17 protein-coding genes are annotated in these 15,504 nt (G+C 74.9%); 9 read left to right on the top strand and 8 right to left on the bottom strand.

What is annotated here, in order from left to right:
* Nucleotides 1–44 precede the first annotated feature (44 nt).
* Genes FMM08_RS08690 through FMM08_RS08680 form a run of 3 tightly spaced genes read left to right on the top strand, consistent with a single transcriptional unit; the run spans nt 45 to nt 2,862 of the window.
* Entirely contained in the window at nt 45–977 is a 933-nt protein-coding gene (locus tag FMM08_RS08690) for a CPBP family intramembrane glutamic endopeptidase (protein WP_147925925.1), read from the top strand.
* A complete protein-coding gene (locus FMM08_RS08685) occupies nt 974–2,227 on the top strand; it encodes a sensor histidine kinase (protein WP_147925924.1) in 1,254 nt (417 codons plus the stop codon). Before FMM08_RS08690 ends, FMM08_RS08685 begins: the two co-directional genes overlap by 4 nt.
* Nucleotides 2,224–2,862: a response regulator transcription factor gene (locus FMM08_RS08680; protein ID WP_147925923.1), complete on the top strand. Its 639-nt coding sequence runs from the start codon at nt 2,224–2,226 to the stop codon at nt 2,860–2,862. The genes FMM08_RS08685 and FMM08_RS08680 overlap by 4 nt, the downstream gene beginning before the upstream one ends.
* Before the next feature lie 19 nt (nt 2,863–2,881).
* Here FMM08_RS08680 and FMM08_RS08675 read toward each other — a convergent pair whose 3' ends face one another.
* Complete coding sequence (locus FMM08_RS08675; protein WP_187279632.1) at nt 2,882–5,233, bottom strand: SpoIIE family protein phosphatase; 2,352 nt, start codon at nt 5,231–5,233, stop codon at nt 2,882–2,884.
* 185 nt (nt 5,234–5,418) lie between these two features.
* Nucleotides 5,419–5,880: an STAS domain-containing protein gene (locus FMM08_RS08670; protein ID WP_147925921.1), complete on the bottom strand. Its 462-nt coding sequence runs from the start codon at nt 5,878–5,880 to the stop codon at nt 5,419–5,421.
* Nucleotides 5,881–6,024: 144 nt separating this feature from the next.
* On the opposite strand from FMM08_RS08670, the gene FMM08_RS08665 reads away from it, so the two are divergent.
* The 4 genes from FMM08_RS08665 to FMM08_RS08650 all read left to right on the top strand — a co-directional run bounded on the left by FMM08_RS08665 (nt 6,025) and on the right by FMM08_RS08650 (nt 9,248).
* Nucleotides 6,025–6,363: a hypothetical protein gene (locus FMM08_RS08665; protein WP_147925920.1), complete on the top strand. Its 339-nt coding sequence runs from the start codon at nt 6,025–6,027 to the stop codon at nt 6,361–6,363.
* A gap of 128 nt (nt 6,364–6,491) precedes the next feature.
* Nucleotides 6,492–7,058 carry an RNA polymerase sigma factor gene (locus FMM08_RS08660; protein ID WP_187279631.1) on the top strand — a complete coding sequence of 189 codons (567 nt, stop codon included), beginning with the start codon at nt 6,492–6,494 and terminating at the stop codon, nt 7,056–7,058.
* Nucleotides 7,055–8,488 carry a PASTA domain-containing protein gene (locus FMM08_RS08655; protein WP_147925919.1) on the top strand — a complete coding sequence of 478 codons (1,434 nt, stop codon included), beginning with the start codon at nt 7,055–7,057 and terminating at the stop codon, nt 8,486–8,488. Before FMM08_RS08660 ends, FMM08_RS08655 begins: the two co-directional genes overlap by 4 nt.
* Before the next feature lie 82 nt (nt 8,489–8,570).
* Complete coding sequence (locus tag FMM08_RS08650; protein ID WP_147925918.1) at nt 8,571–9,248, top strand: hypothetical protein; 678 nt, start codon at nt 8,571–8,573, stop codon at nt 9,246–9,248.
* A gap of 12 nt (nt 9,249–9,260) precedes the next feature.
* Here FMM08_RS08650 and FMM08_RS08645 read toward each other — a convergent pair whose 3' ends face one another.
* Together FMM08_RS08645 and FMM08_RS08640 are read right to left on the bottom strand one after the other, a co-directional pair.
* Nucleotides 9,261–9,866 (bottom strand): DJ-1/PfpI family protein, encoded by a 606-nt coding sequence (locus FMM08_RS08645; RefSeq protein WP_147925917.1) that lies wholly within the window; start codon nt 9,864–9,866, stop codon nt 9,261–9,263.
* Complete coding sequence (locus FMM08_RS08640; protein WP_147925916.1) at nt 9,863–10,147, bottom strand: putative quinol monooxygenase; 285 nt, start codon at nt 10,145–10,147, stop codon at nt 9,863–9,865. Before FMM08_RS08640 ends, FMM08_RS08645 begins: the two co-directional genes overlap by 4 nt.
* A gap of 60 nt (nt 10,148–10,207) precedes the next feature.
* On the opposite strand from FMM08_RS08640, the gene FMM08_RS08635 reads away from it, so the two are divergent.
* On the top strand, nt 10,208–11,107 hold the full coding sequence (locus tag FMM08_RS08635) for an aminoglycoside phosphotransferase family protein (protein ID WP_147925915.1): 900 nt from the start codon (nt 10,208–10,210) through the stop codon (nt 11,105–11,107).
* 24 nt (nt 11,108–11,131) lie between these two features.
* On the opposite strand, the gene FMM08_RS08630 is transcribed toward FMM08_RS08635, so the two are convergent.
* From FMM08_RS08630 to FMM08_RS08620, 3 genes are read right to left on the bottom strand one after another with little or no spacing between them, the layout of a single operon-like run.
* Nucleotides 11,132–11,545: a hypothetical protein gene (locus FMM08_RS08630; RefSeq protein WP_147925914.1), complete on the bottom strand. Its 414-nt coding sequence runs from the start codon at nt 11,543–11,545 to the stop codon at nt 11,132–11,134.
* The gene (locus tag FMM08_RS08625; RefSeq protein ID WP_147925913.1) at nt 11,491–11,892 is read right to left on the bottom strand and encodes a hypothetical protein; all 402 of its coding nucleotides are present in this window, start codon (nt 11,890–11,892) and stop codon (nt 11,491–11,493) included. Before FMM08_RS08625 ends, FMM08_RS08630 begins: the two co-directional genes overlap by 55 nt.
* Nucleotides 11,893–11,917: 25 nt before the next feature.
* Nucleotides 11,918–12,403 carry a GNAT family N-acetyltransferase gene (locus tag FMM08_RS08620; protein ID WP_147925912.1) on the bottom strand — a complete coding sequence of 162 codons (486 nt, stop codon included), beginning with the start codon at nt 12,401–12,403 and terminating at the stop codon, nt 11,918–11,920.
* 40 nt (nt 12,404–12,443) lie between these two features.
* Between FMM08_RS08620 and FMM08_RS08615 the strand changes: the two genes are divergently transcribed.
* On the top strand, nt 12,444–12,965 hold the full coding sequence (locus FMM08_RS08615; protein ID WP_222710564.1) for a GNAT family N-acetyltransferase: 522 nt from the start codon (nt 12,444–12,446) through the stop codon (nt 12,963–12,965).
* A 35-nt stretch (nt 12,966–13,000) separates the two neighbouring features.
* On the opposite strand, the gene FMM08_RS08610 is transcribed toward FMM08_RS08615, so the two are convergent.
* Nucleotides 13,001–15,457, bottom strand: a complete 2,457-nt coding sequence (locus tag FMM08_RS08610) for a 13E12 repeat family protein (RefSeq protein ID WP_147925911.1) — start codon at nt 15,455–15,457, stop codon at nt 13,001–13,003.
* Nucleotides 15,458–15,504 lie beyond the last annotated feature (47 nt).

Below are 15,504 nucleotides of genomic sequence, written 5' to 3'. Positions count from 1 at the left end.
GAGCAGCCCCGCTCGAGGGGCTCTCACCCAGGGAGGACCCCACCATGACCGTCGTCGACAGGCCGCAGCGCACCCGTGCGCCGCGCGCCGCCACCCTGGTGCGCGAGCACCCGCTCGTCGCCTTCTTCACCCTCGCGCTCGGTCTGAGCTGGCTCGCGTGGACACCGTGGGTGCTGTCCCGCAACGGCCTGGGGGTGCTCGACTTCTCCTTCCCCTCGGTGCTGGGCACCACCCAGTTCACAGGGATGCTCCCCGGCGCCTACCTCGGCCCGCTCGGCGCTGCCTTCGTCGTCACCGCGCTGACCACCGGCCGCGCCGGGCTGCGGGTGTGGGTCGGTCGCCTGCTGCGCTGGCGGGTTGCTCCCCGCTGGTACGCCGTCGCCCTGTTCGCCGTGCCGGTCGCGGTGCTGTCGCTGGGAGCGGTCGCCTCCGGCGGTGACGTGCGCGCCCCGGGCCTCCTGCTCGTGGTCTCCTACGTGCCGCTCCTGCTGCTGCAGATGCTCACCACGGGACTGGCGGAGGAGCCGGGGTGGCGCGACTTCGCCCTGCCGCTCCTGCAGGAGCGCTTCGGCCCGCTCGGCGCTGCCGCGGTGCTCGGACCGCTCTGGGGCGTGTGGCACCTGCCCCTGTTCCTCACCGAGTGGGGCTCCTGGCCCGACGTCACCTGGACGGCCGTGGTGGTGTTCGTCGCCTTCAGCGCCCTGTTCAACGTCGTCATCATCTGGCTGTTCAACCGGACCGGGCAGAGCCTGCCGATCGTCATGCTCTTCCACGTCAGCCTCAACAACACCGTCACGGTCTTCTGGGCGGCGACCTTCCCCGGCGTCGGCGGCGACGAGCTGCAGCGCTGGCTGCTCCTGGGGGCGGCGGTGGCGGCGGCGGTCGTCGTCGTCCTGACCCGAGGCCGTCTCGGCCTGCCCCGCGGGACCGCTCCGCTGGGCGGTGCCCCGGTCCGCTCGGCAGGATCGCCGGTGTGACAGCCCGGTCCCACGCTGACCACGCCCACCGCCGGGACGCTGTGGCGGCGCTGGCGTGGGCGGTGGTGAGCGCGGGCGGGCTCCTGCTGCTGCTCGGTCCGGTCGCGCGCAGCGAAGGCGTCCAGGTGGCCCCGCTGCTGACGGCGAGCGTCGTCGCGGTGGCGGTGGCCCAGTGCCTGCTGCTGGTGCTGCGCCACCGCAGGCCGCTCGTGACCCTGGCGCTGGTGTCCGTCCTGCAGGCGGGACTGCTCGCCGTCCTGCCGGCCGACACGAGCCTGCAGGGCGCCGGGCTGCTCGTCGCCGCGTACACCGCGGGGACGCTGCTGCCGGGCCGCCGCCTGGTGGTGGCGGTCACCGCGTCGGTCGCCGTGCAGGCCGTCGGGCTCGCGGCAGCCGCCCCTGGCCCGGGCGCAGCGCTCCTCGCGGCTGCGGGTGCTGCCACCACCACGTCCGCGGCCGCGGCGGTCGGCGGATGGGTGGCGCTGCGCCGAGCGCACCAGCGGTCGCTGCTGGCTGCTGCGGCCGCCCAGGTGGAGCACCAGGCGGTGCTCGCCCGGACGGCCGTGGCGGAGGAGCGGACCCGGATGGCGCGGGAGCTGCACGACGTCGCCGCCCACCACCTGTCAGGGATCGTCGTGCAGGCCGGCGCCGCCGAGCGCCTCGTCGACACCGACCCCGAGCGCGCCAAGGCCGCCTTGCGCGAACTGCGCGAGCAGGGCCGTGCCACCCTGCGCGACATGCGCTCGATCGTCGGCATCCTGCGCGCCAGCGCGGACGCGTCGGCCGCGGGCCAGCAGGACGACGACGGCGGAGGCGCGCCCGTCCCGGGCCTCGCGCAGCTGCCCGCCCTCGTCGAGTCGGCCAGGTCCGCCGGCGACAGCGTCGAGGCGCGGTGGAGCGGGCCGGAGGTGGTGCTCCCGCCGCTCGCCGACGTCGCCGTGTACCGCACCGCGCAGGAGGCGCTCGCCAACGCGCGCCGCCACGCGCCGGGCGCGAGGGTGGTGCTGGCGGTGACCACCGCCGCGGACCGGGTGCGGCTGGAGGTCGAGAGCGAGGTGCGGCAGGGGAGCGCTGCACACCCCGGTCAGCCGGGTCCGGTCTCGCGACCGGGGCTGGGGCTGACGGGCATGCGCGAGCGCGCGGACCTCGTCCGCGGACACCTGGACGTGGGCATGACCGGGCGCGGGACGTGGCGGGTGGTCTTCGAGGTCGCGGTCCCTGCCGTCCCGGTGGCAGAGGCGCACCCGTGATCCGCCTCGTCGTGGCGGACGACCAGGCCGTGGTGCGAGCGGGCTTCCGGGTGGTCTTCGAGTCCGAGGGCGACCTCGCCGTGGTCGGCGAGGCCTCCAGCGGCCGCGAGGCCGTGGCCGTGGTGGGCCGGGAGCGGCCCGACGTCGTGGTCATGGACGTCCGGATGCCCGGCGGCGACGGCCTGGAGGCCACCCGGGCCATCACGGCCCGCGACGACGCCCCGCCCGTGCTCGTCATGACCACCTTCGACCTCGACGAGCACGTCTTCGGGGCGCTGGAGGCCGGAGCGAGCGGGTTCGTGCTCAAGGACGCCGAGCCCGCCGAGGTGGTCGCCGCGGTGCGCGCCCTCGCCGCCGGTCGTGGAGCCATCGACACGGCCACCACCCGGCGCGTCATCGCCGAGTTCGCCCGGCGCCGAGCCGCCCCCGCACCGCCCGAGCACGACCTGACGCCGCGCGAGGTGGAGGTCGTGCGGCTGCTCGGGGAGGGGCTGTCGAACGAGGAGGTCGCCGCCCGGCTCGTCGTCGAGACCGCCACGGTGAAGTCCCACCTGACCCGCGTGATGACCAAGCTCGGCACGCGCGACCGCCTGCAGACCGTGGTGTGGGCCTACCGCTCGGGCCTCCTGCCCTGACGTGCCGAGGCCGGTGCCGTCAGCTGAGGCAGACGGCGAGCACGGCGACGTCGTCGGAGGCGGCCGCGGGGAGCAGCTGCTCGAGGACGGCGTCCACCAGCTCCTCCAGGTCACCGCAGGAGGCCACCGCCGCGGCGACCACCTCCTGCAGCCGGGCGATGCCCTCCGAGAGCGCCTGCCCGCGCCGCTCCACCAGCCCGTCGGTGTAGAGCAGCAGCAGCGCGCCGGGGGCCAGCTGCGTGCGGTGCAGGCGGCGGTTGGTGCGCGGGTCGACTCCCATGAGCAGGTCGGTGGTCCTCGCCTCGAGCAGCGAGACCCGGCCGTCGGCGCCGACCACCACCGGCGGCGGGTGGCCGGCGTTCGACCACTGCACCTCCACCGAGCCGGGCACGCCCTCGATCGCGGGCCCGCCGTCCTGCAGGACGTCGATCCGGACGACGGCGGCGGTCGCGGTGGTCTCCACGCCGGAGGCGCGCATGACCTCGTCAGCGCGGGTCAGCACCTGGCGCGGGTCGTCGGTGCCGACCATGCCGAGGGTCCGCACGATCGAGCGCAGCTGGGACATCGCCGCCGCGGCCTGGGTGTCGTGCCCCATGACGTCGCCGATGACGGCGACGGCGGCGCCGTCGGGCTGGGTGAAGACGTCGTAGAAGTCGCCGCCGACGGCCGCGGCCTCCGCTGCGGCCACGTAGCGGACCGCCACCTTCACGTGCCCCGGCGCGGCCGTGGGCGACAGGTCGAGCAGGGCGCGCTGCAGACCCTCGGCCAGGTCGCGCTGCTGGCGGAACAGCCGCGCGCGGTCCAGCGCGAGGCCCGCGCGGGCGGCGATGTCCGCGGCGAGCGCCAGCTCGGTGCGGCCCAGCGGCGGACGCACGCCGTCCGTGGCCAGCGTCATGAGGCCGAGCGTGCGACCGCGGCTGCGCAGGGGGAGCGTCACCATCGACGACGGCGCGAGCTGCTCCATCGTGGTCCGTGCGGGGCCCGGAGCCAGCAGCGAGCAGATCGTGGCGACGACGTCGGGCTCGTCGGAGCCGCCGGTGCCGGCAGCGACTCCGGTGGTCGCCGCGCGCTCGTCGTCGTCCTGAGCCGGGAGCGCCAGCACGGTCTGCGCGTCGGGGCCCACCAGAGAGGCCAGGGCCCGGCGGCCCTCGGGGGTCATGGAGGTCAGCCGGAGGCGGGCGTGCTCGGCGAGCGCGTCGAGCTTCTCCGGGTCGCGGTGCCACCAGGCGACGTCGTGCATGCCCAGGCGTCCGTTGCGCACACCGGAGGCCACGGCCCGCTGGCTGTCGCGCGTCGGCACGGGCAGCTGCACCCCGTCGGCGACGACGGCGAGGATGGCGAAGTCGGCGATGCCCGGCACCACGAGGTGCGCCAGCCGGTCCAGCGCCGCCTGGGGGTCGACCACCTCCGACAGCTGCCGGGTCACCTCGGCCAGCAGCTGCAGGCGCGCGTGCGCGCCCTCCACGTCGGCGCGGGCCGCCTCCGCCTCGGCGCGGGCGGACTCGGCCTCGGCGCGCGCCTCCCTGGCGGCGGCCAGGGCGCGCTCGCGCTCGGCGTCCGCGGCCACCCGGGCCGACACGTCGGTCTGGATGCCCACGTAGTGGCTGAGCACACCGTCGGCGTCGTGCACCGGGCTGAGGGCCACCTGGTTCCAGAAGGCGGTGCCGTCGGCGCGGAAGTTGAGGAGCGTCTCGGTGATGGGCTCCCCGGCGCGCAGCGCCGCGCGGATGCGGGCGGTGGCGGACCGGTCGGTGGCCGTCCCCTGCAGGAAGCGGCAGTTGGTGCCGACCGTCTGCTCGAAGGTGTACCCGGTCACCGCGGTGAAGGCGGGGTTCACCCAGACCAGCGGCATGTCCGGCGTGCGCGCGTCCGCCACGGTGAAGGACAGGCCCGTGGCGAGCACCGCTGCCTCCCGCACGGCCACGCCGTCACCGGAGGAGGAGGTGCCCACCTCCGCCGCTGACGGGCTCGCGGCGTGGGCGTCCTCGGCGCGCTGCTGGAGCTCCTCGCGGTCGCGCACCGGCAGGAACACCACCAGCGCGTGGCCGGCGAGGTTGGGGGCGTCGTCGAGGGGGAGCGCCACCACCCACAGCGGCTCGCGGCGCTCGCCCAGGTCGCTGCGGCGCGCGGCCGACACGCCCTGACCGGCGACCGGCTCGAAGCGGGCGATGCGGGAGAGGGGGTGGTCGGTCTCGTCCAGCGGCTCGCCGTCGAGGTCGCGCAGGTCCGCCGCGGTCGACCAGGCGTCGGCGCTGACCGGGAGGGACAGGCCGGGCGCCATCTGCGCGGCGACGTCGTTGGCGTACAGCACCGTGCGCGAGGGCAGGTCCACCATGAGGACGGCCGCCGACGCGTCTGACTGCACCTGCACCACGGCCGCCGTCCGGCCCGGGGTCTGACGGGCAGGGGGTGATCCCGCAGCGACGGGGTCGGAGCCGATCACGGTCTCGCCTTCTGTGGTCGTCAGCGCCGGAGCGGGGGCGCCGACCCACCCCGGGTGGTGGGTCTGTGGAACCGGAGGAGCTGTCAGACACCTCCGTGCCGGTCCTGATGATGTCATCCAGCACCGTCACCGCGGCCAGCGCGATGGCCTCCTTCGGGGATACGCCTGTTCGGATCGGCCGCCGGGCCGATGGCCGCGACCACCGCCTCACCCGTGGAGGCGTGCAGCGCGACCACGCGGTCGAGCCCGGTCTGCGCGAGCCGGGCCCGCAGCTGGGGCCCTGACCCGGCGATGCTGAACCCCGCCCGGTGCGCCAGCGCCCGCTTGAGGATGCTCACCACCGCACCGAGGCCGGAGGAGTCGACGAAGGTGACCCCGGACGCGTCGAGCACCACCACCGCGGGTGGCTCGGAGACGCCCGCGGCGTCCGAGCGCGTCCGGTCCAGCGCCGCGTCGACCAGCTCCCGACCGTGCACCCGCAGCTCGTCCGCCGTGGTGAGGTCCAGGTCACCCGTCAGCTCCAGGACGGGGACCCCCCGGTCGAGGTGGAGGTGGATCTGCAGGCCGTGAGCCATGCGCTCGCTTTCACCGGGGACCACCGCTCGGGCCTCAGAGGTCCCAGCGTCGATCACGTCCCGGGTCCCTGCCCGTCGATCACCCGCCCGCGCCGTGGGGTGCGACGGCGACGACGCAGGACCACCACCCTCTAGCGTGCTGCCGTGCCCGGACCCGGACCCGGACCGTTCCCCGAGGTCGTGACCCTGTGCGGGTCCACCCGGTTCCGCGAGGCCTTCGAGGCTGAGCAGCGGCGCCTCACGCTGGAGGGGCGCATCGTCCTCAGCGTGGGGATGTTCGGGCACGAGGAGGGTCTCGACGAGTCCTCGCAGGTCGAGGTGGACCTCGACGCCCTCCACCAGCGCAAGATCGACCTCAGCCAGCGCATCCACGTCATCAACCTCGGCGGGTACGTGGGGACCAGCACCCGCGGCGAGATCGCGTGCGCACGGGCGCGCGGCGTCGCCGTCACCTACCTCGAGCCCTGGCACCCGGAGCCCTGAGCGCGGCCCACCGCGGCGCTGCTCCGCCTCGCCGTCGAAGAAGTCCGGCGCGGCAGGCAACCCCAGGGGCGCCTGAGACGTCTTGCAGGGGAAGCCATCACCGTGGTGGCGCCCGAGGAGACCCGGTGATGTCAGCAGTGGCCACCACGCAGGACGACGACCACCCGCCGCCCGGTCCGACGGCAGAGGCGGCGCCGACGTTCGACGACCTGTTCGTCCAGCGGTGGGCCGCCACCGTCCGGCTCGCGCTGCTCCTCGTCGACGACGAGGCCACCGCCGAGGACGTCGCACAGGAGGCGTTCACCGGTCTGCTGCGGCACTGGCACCAGCTCGGCGACCCCAGCCGCGCGCAGTCCTACCTCAACAGGTCGGTGGTCAACGGGGCCCGCTCGGCGCTGCGCCGCCGCCGCACCGCCCGCGCGTGGACCCCGCCGCACGCCCCGCCCGACCCCTCCGCCGAAGAGCTCGCCCTCCTCGGCGACGAGCGCCGCGAGGTGCTCGCTGCCGTCGCCGCCCTCCCGCAGCGCCAGCGCGAGGTGGTGGTGCTGCGCTACTGGTCGCAGCTCGACGAGGCCGCCACCGCGGAGGCCATGGGCATCACCCGCGGCACCGTGAAGTCCACCGCGCTCAAGGCCATGGCCGCGCTGCACCGCCGGCTCGGCGGTCCCTCGACGTCCGCAGGAGACCCGCGATGACCCCGACCGAGCGCACGACCGACGAGCCGCTGGAGCGTCGGGTCGCGCAGGCGCTCGGCGCCCGAGCCGCCCTCAAGACCGTCGAGCCCGCGGCGCTGGGGGAGCGCCTGGCTCGCGTGCACGCCGCCGCCGGGGACGGCGCCGGCGCCACCGGTCCGGCTGCGCCGGCCCCGGTCGTCGAGCTGGTGGGAGCTCAGGACGACGACGCCGCGCCGAAGCGCTGGCGGTCGCGCCTGGTGGTCGCGGCGGTGGCGTCCGCCGCGGCGGCGGCCGTCATCGCCGCCGCCGTGCTGAGCGCCGTCCACGACGGCAGCGGTGCGCCGGCCCCGGCGGCCACCTCGCAGCCGTCGCCGTCGTCCTCCTACCCGGGGGAGGAGTGGTCCGGCTTCTACGGACTGGCGCACGCGCAGTGGCCGTCCGACCTGGAGGGCGTCGCGCAGCTCGGAGACGAGGTGGTGGCGGGGTCGGTGCGGATGATCACCCAGCTCGGCGAGGTGAAGTACTGGGCGGGCTTCACCAGCGACGGCGGGGTGTGCTGGAAGGTCGTCGGACCGGGCGCGGACGAGGGCGCCTGCGCCCCGGAGGCCGCGCTGGCGAAGCCGGTGGAGGTCTCCGACGGGTCCGTCGCGCCGCGGGTGTGGCTGGTGCCGGCCGGCGCGCCCGACGCCGAGACCGAGCCCCTGACCGCCGAGGGCGTCGTCCCCTACGTCCACGGGGTGTGGGTGGAGGCGCGCGCGGCGACGCCCCCGGTGGACCGGTACGCGCAGCTGCGCGCTGCACCGACCGCTGCGGACGAGAGGGCGGCGGGGTTCGAGTACGCGGGGATCAACGCGATCGTCCCGGGCTCCCTGAGGCTCCTCCACGAGGGGGAAGAAGGCACGTACGTCGTCGGAGCCCTGCCGCTGGGGAAGTTCTGCTTCTTCGACTTCGTGCCAGGGGTGGCCGGTAGCACGTGCCAGTCGCCGCAGCAGCTGGCAGGTGAAGGGACCATGGTCTCCATCGAGGACCAGGAGTCGAACGACCTCGCGACCGCGTGGCTGGTCCCGGACGACCTCGACACCTCCGGCTGGCCGGCGCTGGGGCGGCGGCAGCTGGCGGAGAACCTCTGGTACCAGCGCGAGCCCATCCCTCCGCACACGCCGGAGCCCGTGAGGTCGCTGACACCCGAGGAGGAGCAGGCGCTGCGCGAGCAGACCAAGGTGGCGGCGCAGCAGGCGGCGACGGGCGGCTTCATCGCTCCCGACGTCGTCGGCCTCACCCAGGCGGAAGCCACGTGGGTCCTGGACCGCTACCACATCCCGGTCAGCGAGGTCACGGTCCGGGACGCCGGGTCAGCCCCCTCGGGGATGGTCGTCAAGGCGACGCCCGGCACCGACGAGCAGGCGCCGGAGGGCACCGGCGTCCACCTCTTCGTCTTCGTCGCGAAGTAGGTGCAACGGCCCCGGCGGCGTCGGCGTCCTGGTGGTGTCCGGACGCGTCGCCGCGCGTCCGGACCTGTCGACGACGGATGGGGTGAGGACGCTGATGGGCCTGCTGGACCGGCGCGGCACTGGGACGAGCGCCCTCGGGGCGGCGGCGCTCGTCGTCGTCCTCAGCGGCTGCGGGCAGGCGGCGGTGGGGGCAGCCGCCGCACCCGCGGCGGTGGAGGAGCCCGAGCCGATCCCCGTGGTCGAGCCGACGTGCATCGCCGACTACGGCTCGTCGTACGGCTCTGCTGCGCAGCTCGTCGCGGGCGCCGCCGTCGTGGTGAGGGCCTCGCCGACGGGTGCCTCCCGGGGCTACAAGTCCTACCCGCTGCCACCGACCAGCGACGACCCCGCCACCAGCCCCCAGACCGGGATGTCACCGGAGGAGTTCGCGCAGTTCCGCGAGGAGGCGGCGCTGGACCTCACCGCCATCACCGTGCGGGTGGTGGAGGTCATCAAGGGCGACGTCGCCGTCGGGGACCTGGTCGAGGTGAGCCAGAACATGTGCACCGAGCGTCCGCTGCCGACCGACGAGGGACGCGACTACCTGCTCGCGCTGGCCACGTCCGAGTCGGGAGCACCGATGAGCCAGCTCAGCGACAGCGGGGCCGCCTGGCAGGTGCGCAGCGACAGGACGCTCGTGCCCGTCCACCCCGAGGACGACCTCGACGTCACCAGCGTCGACCAGCTCGCCGCGCTGGCCGCTGCCGCCGCGCCGGCCTGAGCGGCCTGCGCGTCAGACCGGGGGAGCGGGGTCGTACTGGATGCCTCGGCGCACCTGACGCGCTCGTTCCACGCCGGCGAGCCGCGCGACCAGGTGCAGGGCCATGTCGATGCCGGCGGAGACGCCCGCGGAGGTGATGACGTCGCCGTCGTCCACGAAGCGCTCGTCGGGCCTGACGTCGACGGTCGGGTCGAGTCGACCCAGGTGGTCCAGCGAGGCCCAGTGCGTGGTCGCGGGGCGGCCGGTCAGCAGGCCGGCGGCCGCGTAGACGAGCGATCCGGTGCACACGCTGGTCATGAGCGGCACGGCGGCGCGCTGTGCGCGGACCCAGGCCAGGTGCGCCTCGTCGTGCAGCTGCGGACGGGTGCCCTGACCGCCGGGGTGCAGCAGCACCTCCATGACGGGGGCGTCCGCGAAGGAGGAGTGGGCGCCCATGACCAGGCCCTTGGCGCCGGTGACGGGTGCCCCGTCGTGGGACAGGCACGAGACCGACCACCCGTCGTCGGGGTGGTTGCGCGTCCAGTAGGCCAGCACCTCGTACGGCCCGACGGCGTCGAGCTCCTCCACGCCGTCGAACAGGACGATGCCGATGTGGCGACCACCGGCCGAGGGGCTCATCGGTCCATCCCCTCCACCGCGTACCGGCGCTCCAGGTGGGCGGTCGCCCGGCCCCACCGGCTCGTCGAGACGCGGGCCTGATGGGCGCGGAAGGCGTCCGGACCGTCGAACGCCTCCTCGACCTGCCAGGTGAGGCCGTCGCCGCTGAGGACGACGTCGAACCTGCGGCACCCGGGCTCCGCCCTCGTCAGCCGGACGTGCTCGGGGAGGTGCTCGGTGACGACGCGGACGTCGTCGTCGGTGCGGCAGACCAGCTGCCCCGTGAGTCGCACGCCGTCCACGTCCCGACGCTAGCCCGGTCTGGTCCGTCGCCGCAGCAGCCGACTTCCTAGGCTGCCGGGGTGGACCCGGCCGCGGTGACGGTGACCCCAGCGCTCGCCGAGGCGACGGCTCGCAGCGGTGACCCGGCTCGCGCTCGGTGGCTGGCGGAGCTGCCGCACCGGGTGGCTGACGTCGCGGACCGCTGGCGCCTCCACCTCGGTGCCCCCTTCGAGCCCGGTGGGACCTCGTCCTGGGTGGCGCCGGCGCTCGACGTCCACGGGCGCGACGCCGTGCTCAAGGCCGCCTGGACCCACGCGGAGAGCCGTGACGAGGCAGCCGGTCTCGCGGTGTGGGCCGGGCGCGGCGCCGTCGAGGTGTTCGCGCACGCCGTGGAGGAGCAGACGACGGTGGTGCTGGTGGAGCGCTGCCGTCCCGGGGTGGAGCTGCGCACGCGTCCCGTCGAGGAGCAGCACCGCGTGGTGGGCGACCTCGTCCGCCAGCTGCACGCCGTCCCGCTGCCCGCCGACCACGGCTTCCGCACGCTGCAGCAGATGTGCGTGGCGTGGGGCGAGCAGGCCCGCGCCGGGTACGAGCGCGCCCCGAGCGCCCTCGACCCGGGCCTGGTGGGTGAGGGCCTCGCGCTGTGGGACGAGCTTCCGCGCACCGCGGCCGAGCAGGCGCTGCTCTGCACCGACCTGCACGCCAGCAACGTGCTCTCCGCCCAGCGGTCCGCGTGGCTGGTCGTCGACCCCAAGCCGTACGTCGGCGATCGCTGCTACGACCTCGTGCAGCACCTCCTCAACTGCGACCGCGAGCTGCACACCGACCCACGGGGGCTCGTGCGCGCCGTGGCAGGGGCTGCCGGGCTGGACGATCGACGCGTGGTGCAGTGGCTGTTCGCCCGCTGCGTGCAGGAGAGCTGGCGGTGGCCGGTGCTCGCTCCGGTGGCGCAGGCGCTCAGCGCTGCTGCGCTGGGGTAGCTGCGCGGCGCGGGTCGACGCTGTTCACCGCAGCGGGCGCAGTCGCCGGTTCCCGAGCACCGCCTCGACAGCCTCCTGCTGCTCGGCGGTCAGCCTCAGGGCCAGGGAGGTGCCCTCGTCAGCGAGGCCGACGACCGCGCGACCGCCATCGGTCATCACGTCAGCGTCCAGCGCGTGCGGTGCGAAGGCCACGAACGCCGCCCACGTCGCGTCGTCGTCGGCGGAGAGCCACCCGGTGGTGGCGTGCTCGTCCGTGTCACCGCGGTGGCGCGGCGAGACGGCGTGCAGGTGCTCGGCCGCCGCGACGACCTCGCGCGGCCACTGCTCACGCAGCGCGAGCGGCAGGTCGGTCTGGAGCTGCTCGGCCCACGGTCGCAGCGCGTTCAGCACCGCTCGCAGCACGACGCGGTCGTCGTCGTCCTGACCCCAGGGGTCCACGGTGCGCCAGCGACCGGTGCGAGAGGCGTGTGCCTCGCGCCAGCGCTTCCACCAGCTGCGCCGCTGGTCGGGGTGGGGTCCGGGGCTGCCTGCACCGCGTGCAGCAGGGCGTCGGCGAGGGGCGCGAGGCGGTCCTCACCGTGGTCCTCACCGACACCGCGGTGCGCGAGCTCTGCGACCAGCGCTGCGCGCACCGCCTCCCAGCTGGTGCTGGAGGCGGTGACGTCGGCGAGGTTCCACGAGAGGTCCTCCCGATCCTCGTCGCTGAGGACGACGACGACCTGCGCCGCCAACGCCTCGCGGTAGACGCGCTGGAGCTCGCGGTGGTGGGCGGACGTCACGTGCATGCCCGTCCTCGCGTTGCGTCATGGATCACAGCAGCCGCAGGCGCAGGCCGGGATTGGGACCCTCGGTGAAGCCGAGCGAGCGGTACAACCCTTCGCCGTCCGGAGTCGCGTGCAGCTCGACAGCCCAGACGTCGCGGCGGCGGAAGTCCTCGAGGAGCGCGGTCGTCACGGCGCGGGCGAGCCCACGCCTCCTCCACGCCTCGTCGGTGCAGACCCACTGCAGGTAGCCGACGCGCGCCGTCAGGTTCGTGGGGCCGGGCAGTCGCTGTGACGTCACACCTGCCCCGCAGGCCGCGAGGGCGCCGGGACGAGTCGCATCGTCGACGACGACCACCGCCACGTCCTCACCGAGCCGGCTCAGCAGACTCGTACGGGCGACCTCGTACCACTCGGGGACGACGACAACCCCCATCGCCGCGTACATCACCGCGGCGAGGCGGAGCACTTCGTCGGCATCGGCGGGTACAGCGGCTCGCGGTGCTGGGAGCGGAACCTGGGTCGAGGAGGCCACCACCTGAGCGTGGCAGGTGCGGTCACAAGATCCTGGCCCGGTGGAGGAACACGTCGATCTGGTGACCTCGGCCGCGACCGTGCGGCTGCGCCGGGCAGCAGCGGGCGACGTCCGGCAGGTCGTAGCCCTGCCCGCGGACGACCAGCTCGGTGCCTCGCGAGACCGTGCTGCGGACGTACGCGAGCTGGAGCCGTACCTGAGTGCCTTCGAGGCCATCGACGCAGACCCAGCGCACCTGCTGCTGGTGGCCGTGGCGGTCTCGCACGGGGATGACGACGACCGCTGCGGAGATGTGGTGGCCACGATGCAGCTGAGCTTCCTGCCGGGGCTCGCTCGTCGTGGAGCGCTGCGCGCCCAGCTCGAGGCGGTGCGCGTGGCGGCTGCTCACCGGTCCAGCGGACTCGGGACGGCGATGGTCGGATGGGCGGCGGAGGAGGCGCGCCGACGAGGTTGCGCCCTGGTCCAGTTGACCACCGACAAGCGGCGCACCGATGCCCACCGCTTCTACGAGCGCCTCGGGTTCGCTGCTACGCACGAAGGCATGAAGCTCCACCTCCGGTGACTGCAGACAAGGTGATGACGGGACCCGGGTCCGCGTCATGGGAGGGCATCGGCGAGGTCGGGTAGGAGCGGGGTGGACCTGCGGTGGTAGACCCGCCCGGTCGGTGAGGTCCAGGTGAAGGAACCCGGACTGGGCTGGTGCAGGTCCCAGTCCCCGTGGGTCTTGGCGGTGTGCCAGCGCTGGCAGATGCACCCCAGGTTGCCGGCTTCGGTGAGCCCTCCGCGCACGCGGGTGGGGGTGGCAGGTCCCCAGGCGGTGGTGTGGTCCAGCTGGGTGCCTCCTGCGCGGGTGGGGTGGTGGCAGACCGGGGAGATGCAGACCCCGTCGCGGGAGCGGACGTGGGCGGCCAGCAGCACCGAAGGCCGGTAGGTGACCTCGACGCGGGTGGCGGGATCGTTCGGATGGGGGGCGGCGTGCTGGTCCAGCAGCACGCCCAGGTGCTCAGCGGTGCTGCGGGTGGTGGTGCCGGTGGTGCTGCCGGTGGTGTCGTTGAGGCCTGCGCGGGTGGTCGTGGCTGTGAGGGTGTCGGGGGCGGGCAGGGTCCAGCGGGAGCGGTGCAGCAGCACCCCGGTGGCGGTGTCGGCGACCAGGCGGCGCCAGCGGGCGGCGCGGATCGCAGCGCGGGTGGTGTCCGGGGCGAGGCGTCCGATGCCCGGGATGTAGCCGAAGGGTCCGTACCCGGCCAGCGCCCGGCGAGCCGCGCGGGTGCGGCGAGCCGCGTGCAGGCGCGCGCCAGCGCCGCCGGGACCGGTGGGGTGGCCGGTGCCTGTGCCGGTGCCTGAGCCGGTGGGGTCGGTGGTGCCGGTTGCGGGGTGTGCAGTTGTGGGGCGGGGCCGTTCTCGGCCCCGCGGGGACGGCAGGCACGGCGCGGACGGCGCGGGTCTTGGTTGTGCCCCGGAGGGGTGGTCGCTGTCGGCGGGGGTCGGTGTGCCTCCCTGGGGCCGCGGCGGTGGGCCCTCGCCGACCAACCCGTCATCGACCCCACCCTCAGGCCCCTCGCCGGGGCCTTCACCGGGACCCTCAGGGCTCTCGGGACCATCAGTCCCGTCGAGATCACCCTCGGAGTCTTCGCCTCCGTCGTCGTCGGCGAGGTCGTCGGCGAAGACGACGATGTGCACCTCCGACAGCCGCGCCCGCTGCTCGGGGGTGGGGATGCGCACCAGGGCGCGGGTGTCCGGCACCAGCCCGCTCACCGGCACCTGCTCACCGTCCTCGCCGCCGTCCTCGCCGCCGTCCTCGCCGGCGTCTTCGTCGCCGTCTTCGTCGGCGTCTTCGTCGGCGTCTTCGTCGGCGTCTTCGTCGGCGTCTTCGGGAGTGGCGTCGGGAGTGGCGTCGGCGTCGGCGCTCGCAGTGTTGGGGTCAGCGGTGGGGACGGGCTGGCCCAGGGCGGTGGCGACCAGCTGCGGGGTGGGACTGAAGTCCCCCACCACCAGGCTCACCAGCACATCAGCGCGCATCTGCGCCGCCGTCCGCTGGTCCTCCTCCTCCCGCTGCTGCTCGCTCTGCCCCTCAGCGCTGTCGGTGCTGTCGGCGTCATCGGCGCTGTCGGTGGCGTAGGTGTCACCGTCCTTGGCGTTGGCCGCGATCTGGGCGATCACCTGCCACACCCGCGCCGCATCCGCCGCCTCCAGATCCGCCACCACCCGCTTGCACCCCGGCACCGGCGAGGGCCGCAGCACCACATCCCGCTCGCCGATGCCCGCGGCCATCGACCGCGTCGCAAACCCCGGATCCGCCGCCAGCGCCGCCTCCTCCAGCACGTGCGCCAGGCGGGCCCGGCTCAACGTCGCCGCCGCAGCCACCGCCCGCGCTTCCACCACCGTCCGGGCGTGCTGGCCGGCGGGTCCCTCGGGCAGGCGCCGGCACACCGTGGCCAGCTCCCGCAGCTGGGCCGGGCTCATCTGCCCCCGCACCAGCGCCGCTTCGGCAGCGGGCAGGTCGGTGAGCTGGCGGGCCAGGCCCACCAGCGCGGTGGCGGTGCGCCCGGCGATGCGCAGCACCGGGGCCAGCTCATCAGAGGCCGGGCGACGCGAGTCCTTGGCCTGGGCTCGCGTGGGGGCCTCAGCCAGCTTGGCGACGTCCAGGCCGGCGATGAGGAACAGGTGCAGGGCGTGCAGGTAGGAGGCGCAGCGGTCGCTGGCAGCGACCACCTCGGTCCACTCCCTGCTCGACAGGCCCAGCCCGGGGATGTCACAGGCCTGCCCGAGGGCGGCCTGCAGGGCGTCCAACGCCGCCAGCTGCGCAGGGCCGGGATCCCCGGTGACGGCGGCGGCGATGGCGGGGCGGATCCGGCGACGTTCGGCGATGGACCCCGTCAACGGGTCCTCGGACAGAACGCGGGTCCACCAGGGGGCGCTGAAGCGGACCAGGTGCTCGTCGTCGTGGTCGTCCAGGTCGAAGGCAGAGTCCTCGACCTCGGGTGAGCCAGTGCGCGCGGTGGGTGGGTCGGCATCATCACCGACCGCCCACACCGGAGGCGCACTCAAGGTCATGTCGAAGACGCTAGAGGTCACCACCGACAGCCCGGTGGGCCTCATCA

This window comes from Quadrisphaera setariae (assembly GCF_008041935.1).
Taxonomy (GTDB): Bacteria; Actinomycetota; Actinomycetes; order Actinomycetales; family Quadrisphaeraceae; genus Quadrisphaera; species Quadrisphaera setariae.
The sequence above is the reverse complement of the archived record's forward strand: the minus strand, read 5'-3'. Positions and strand labels throughout refer to the sequence as shown.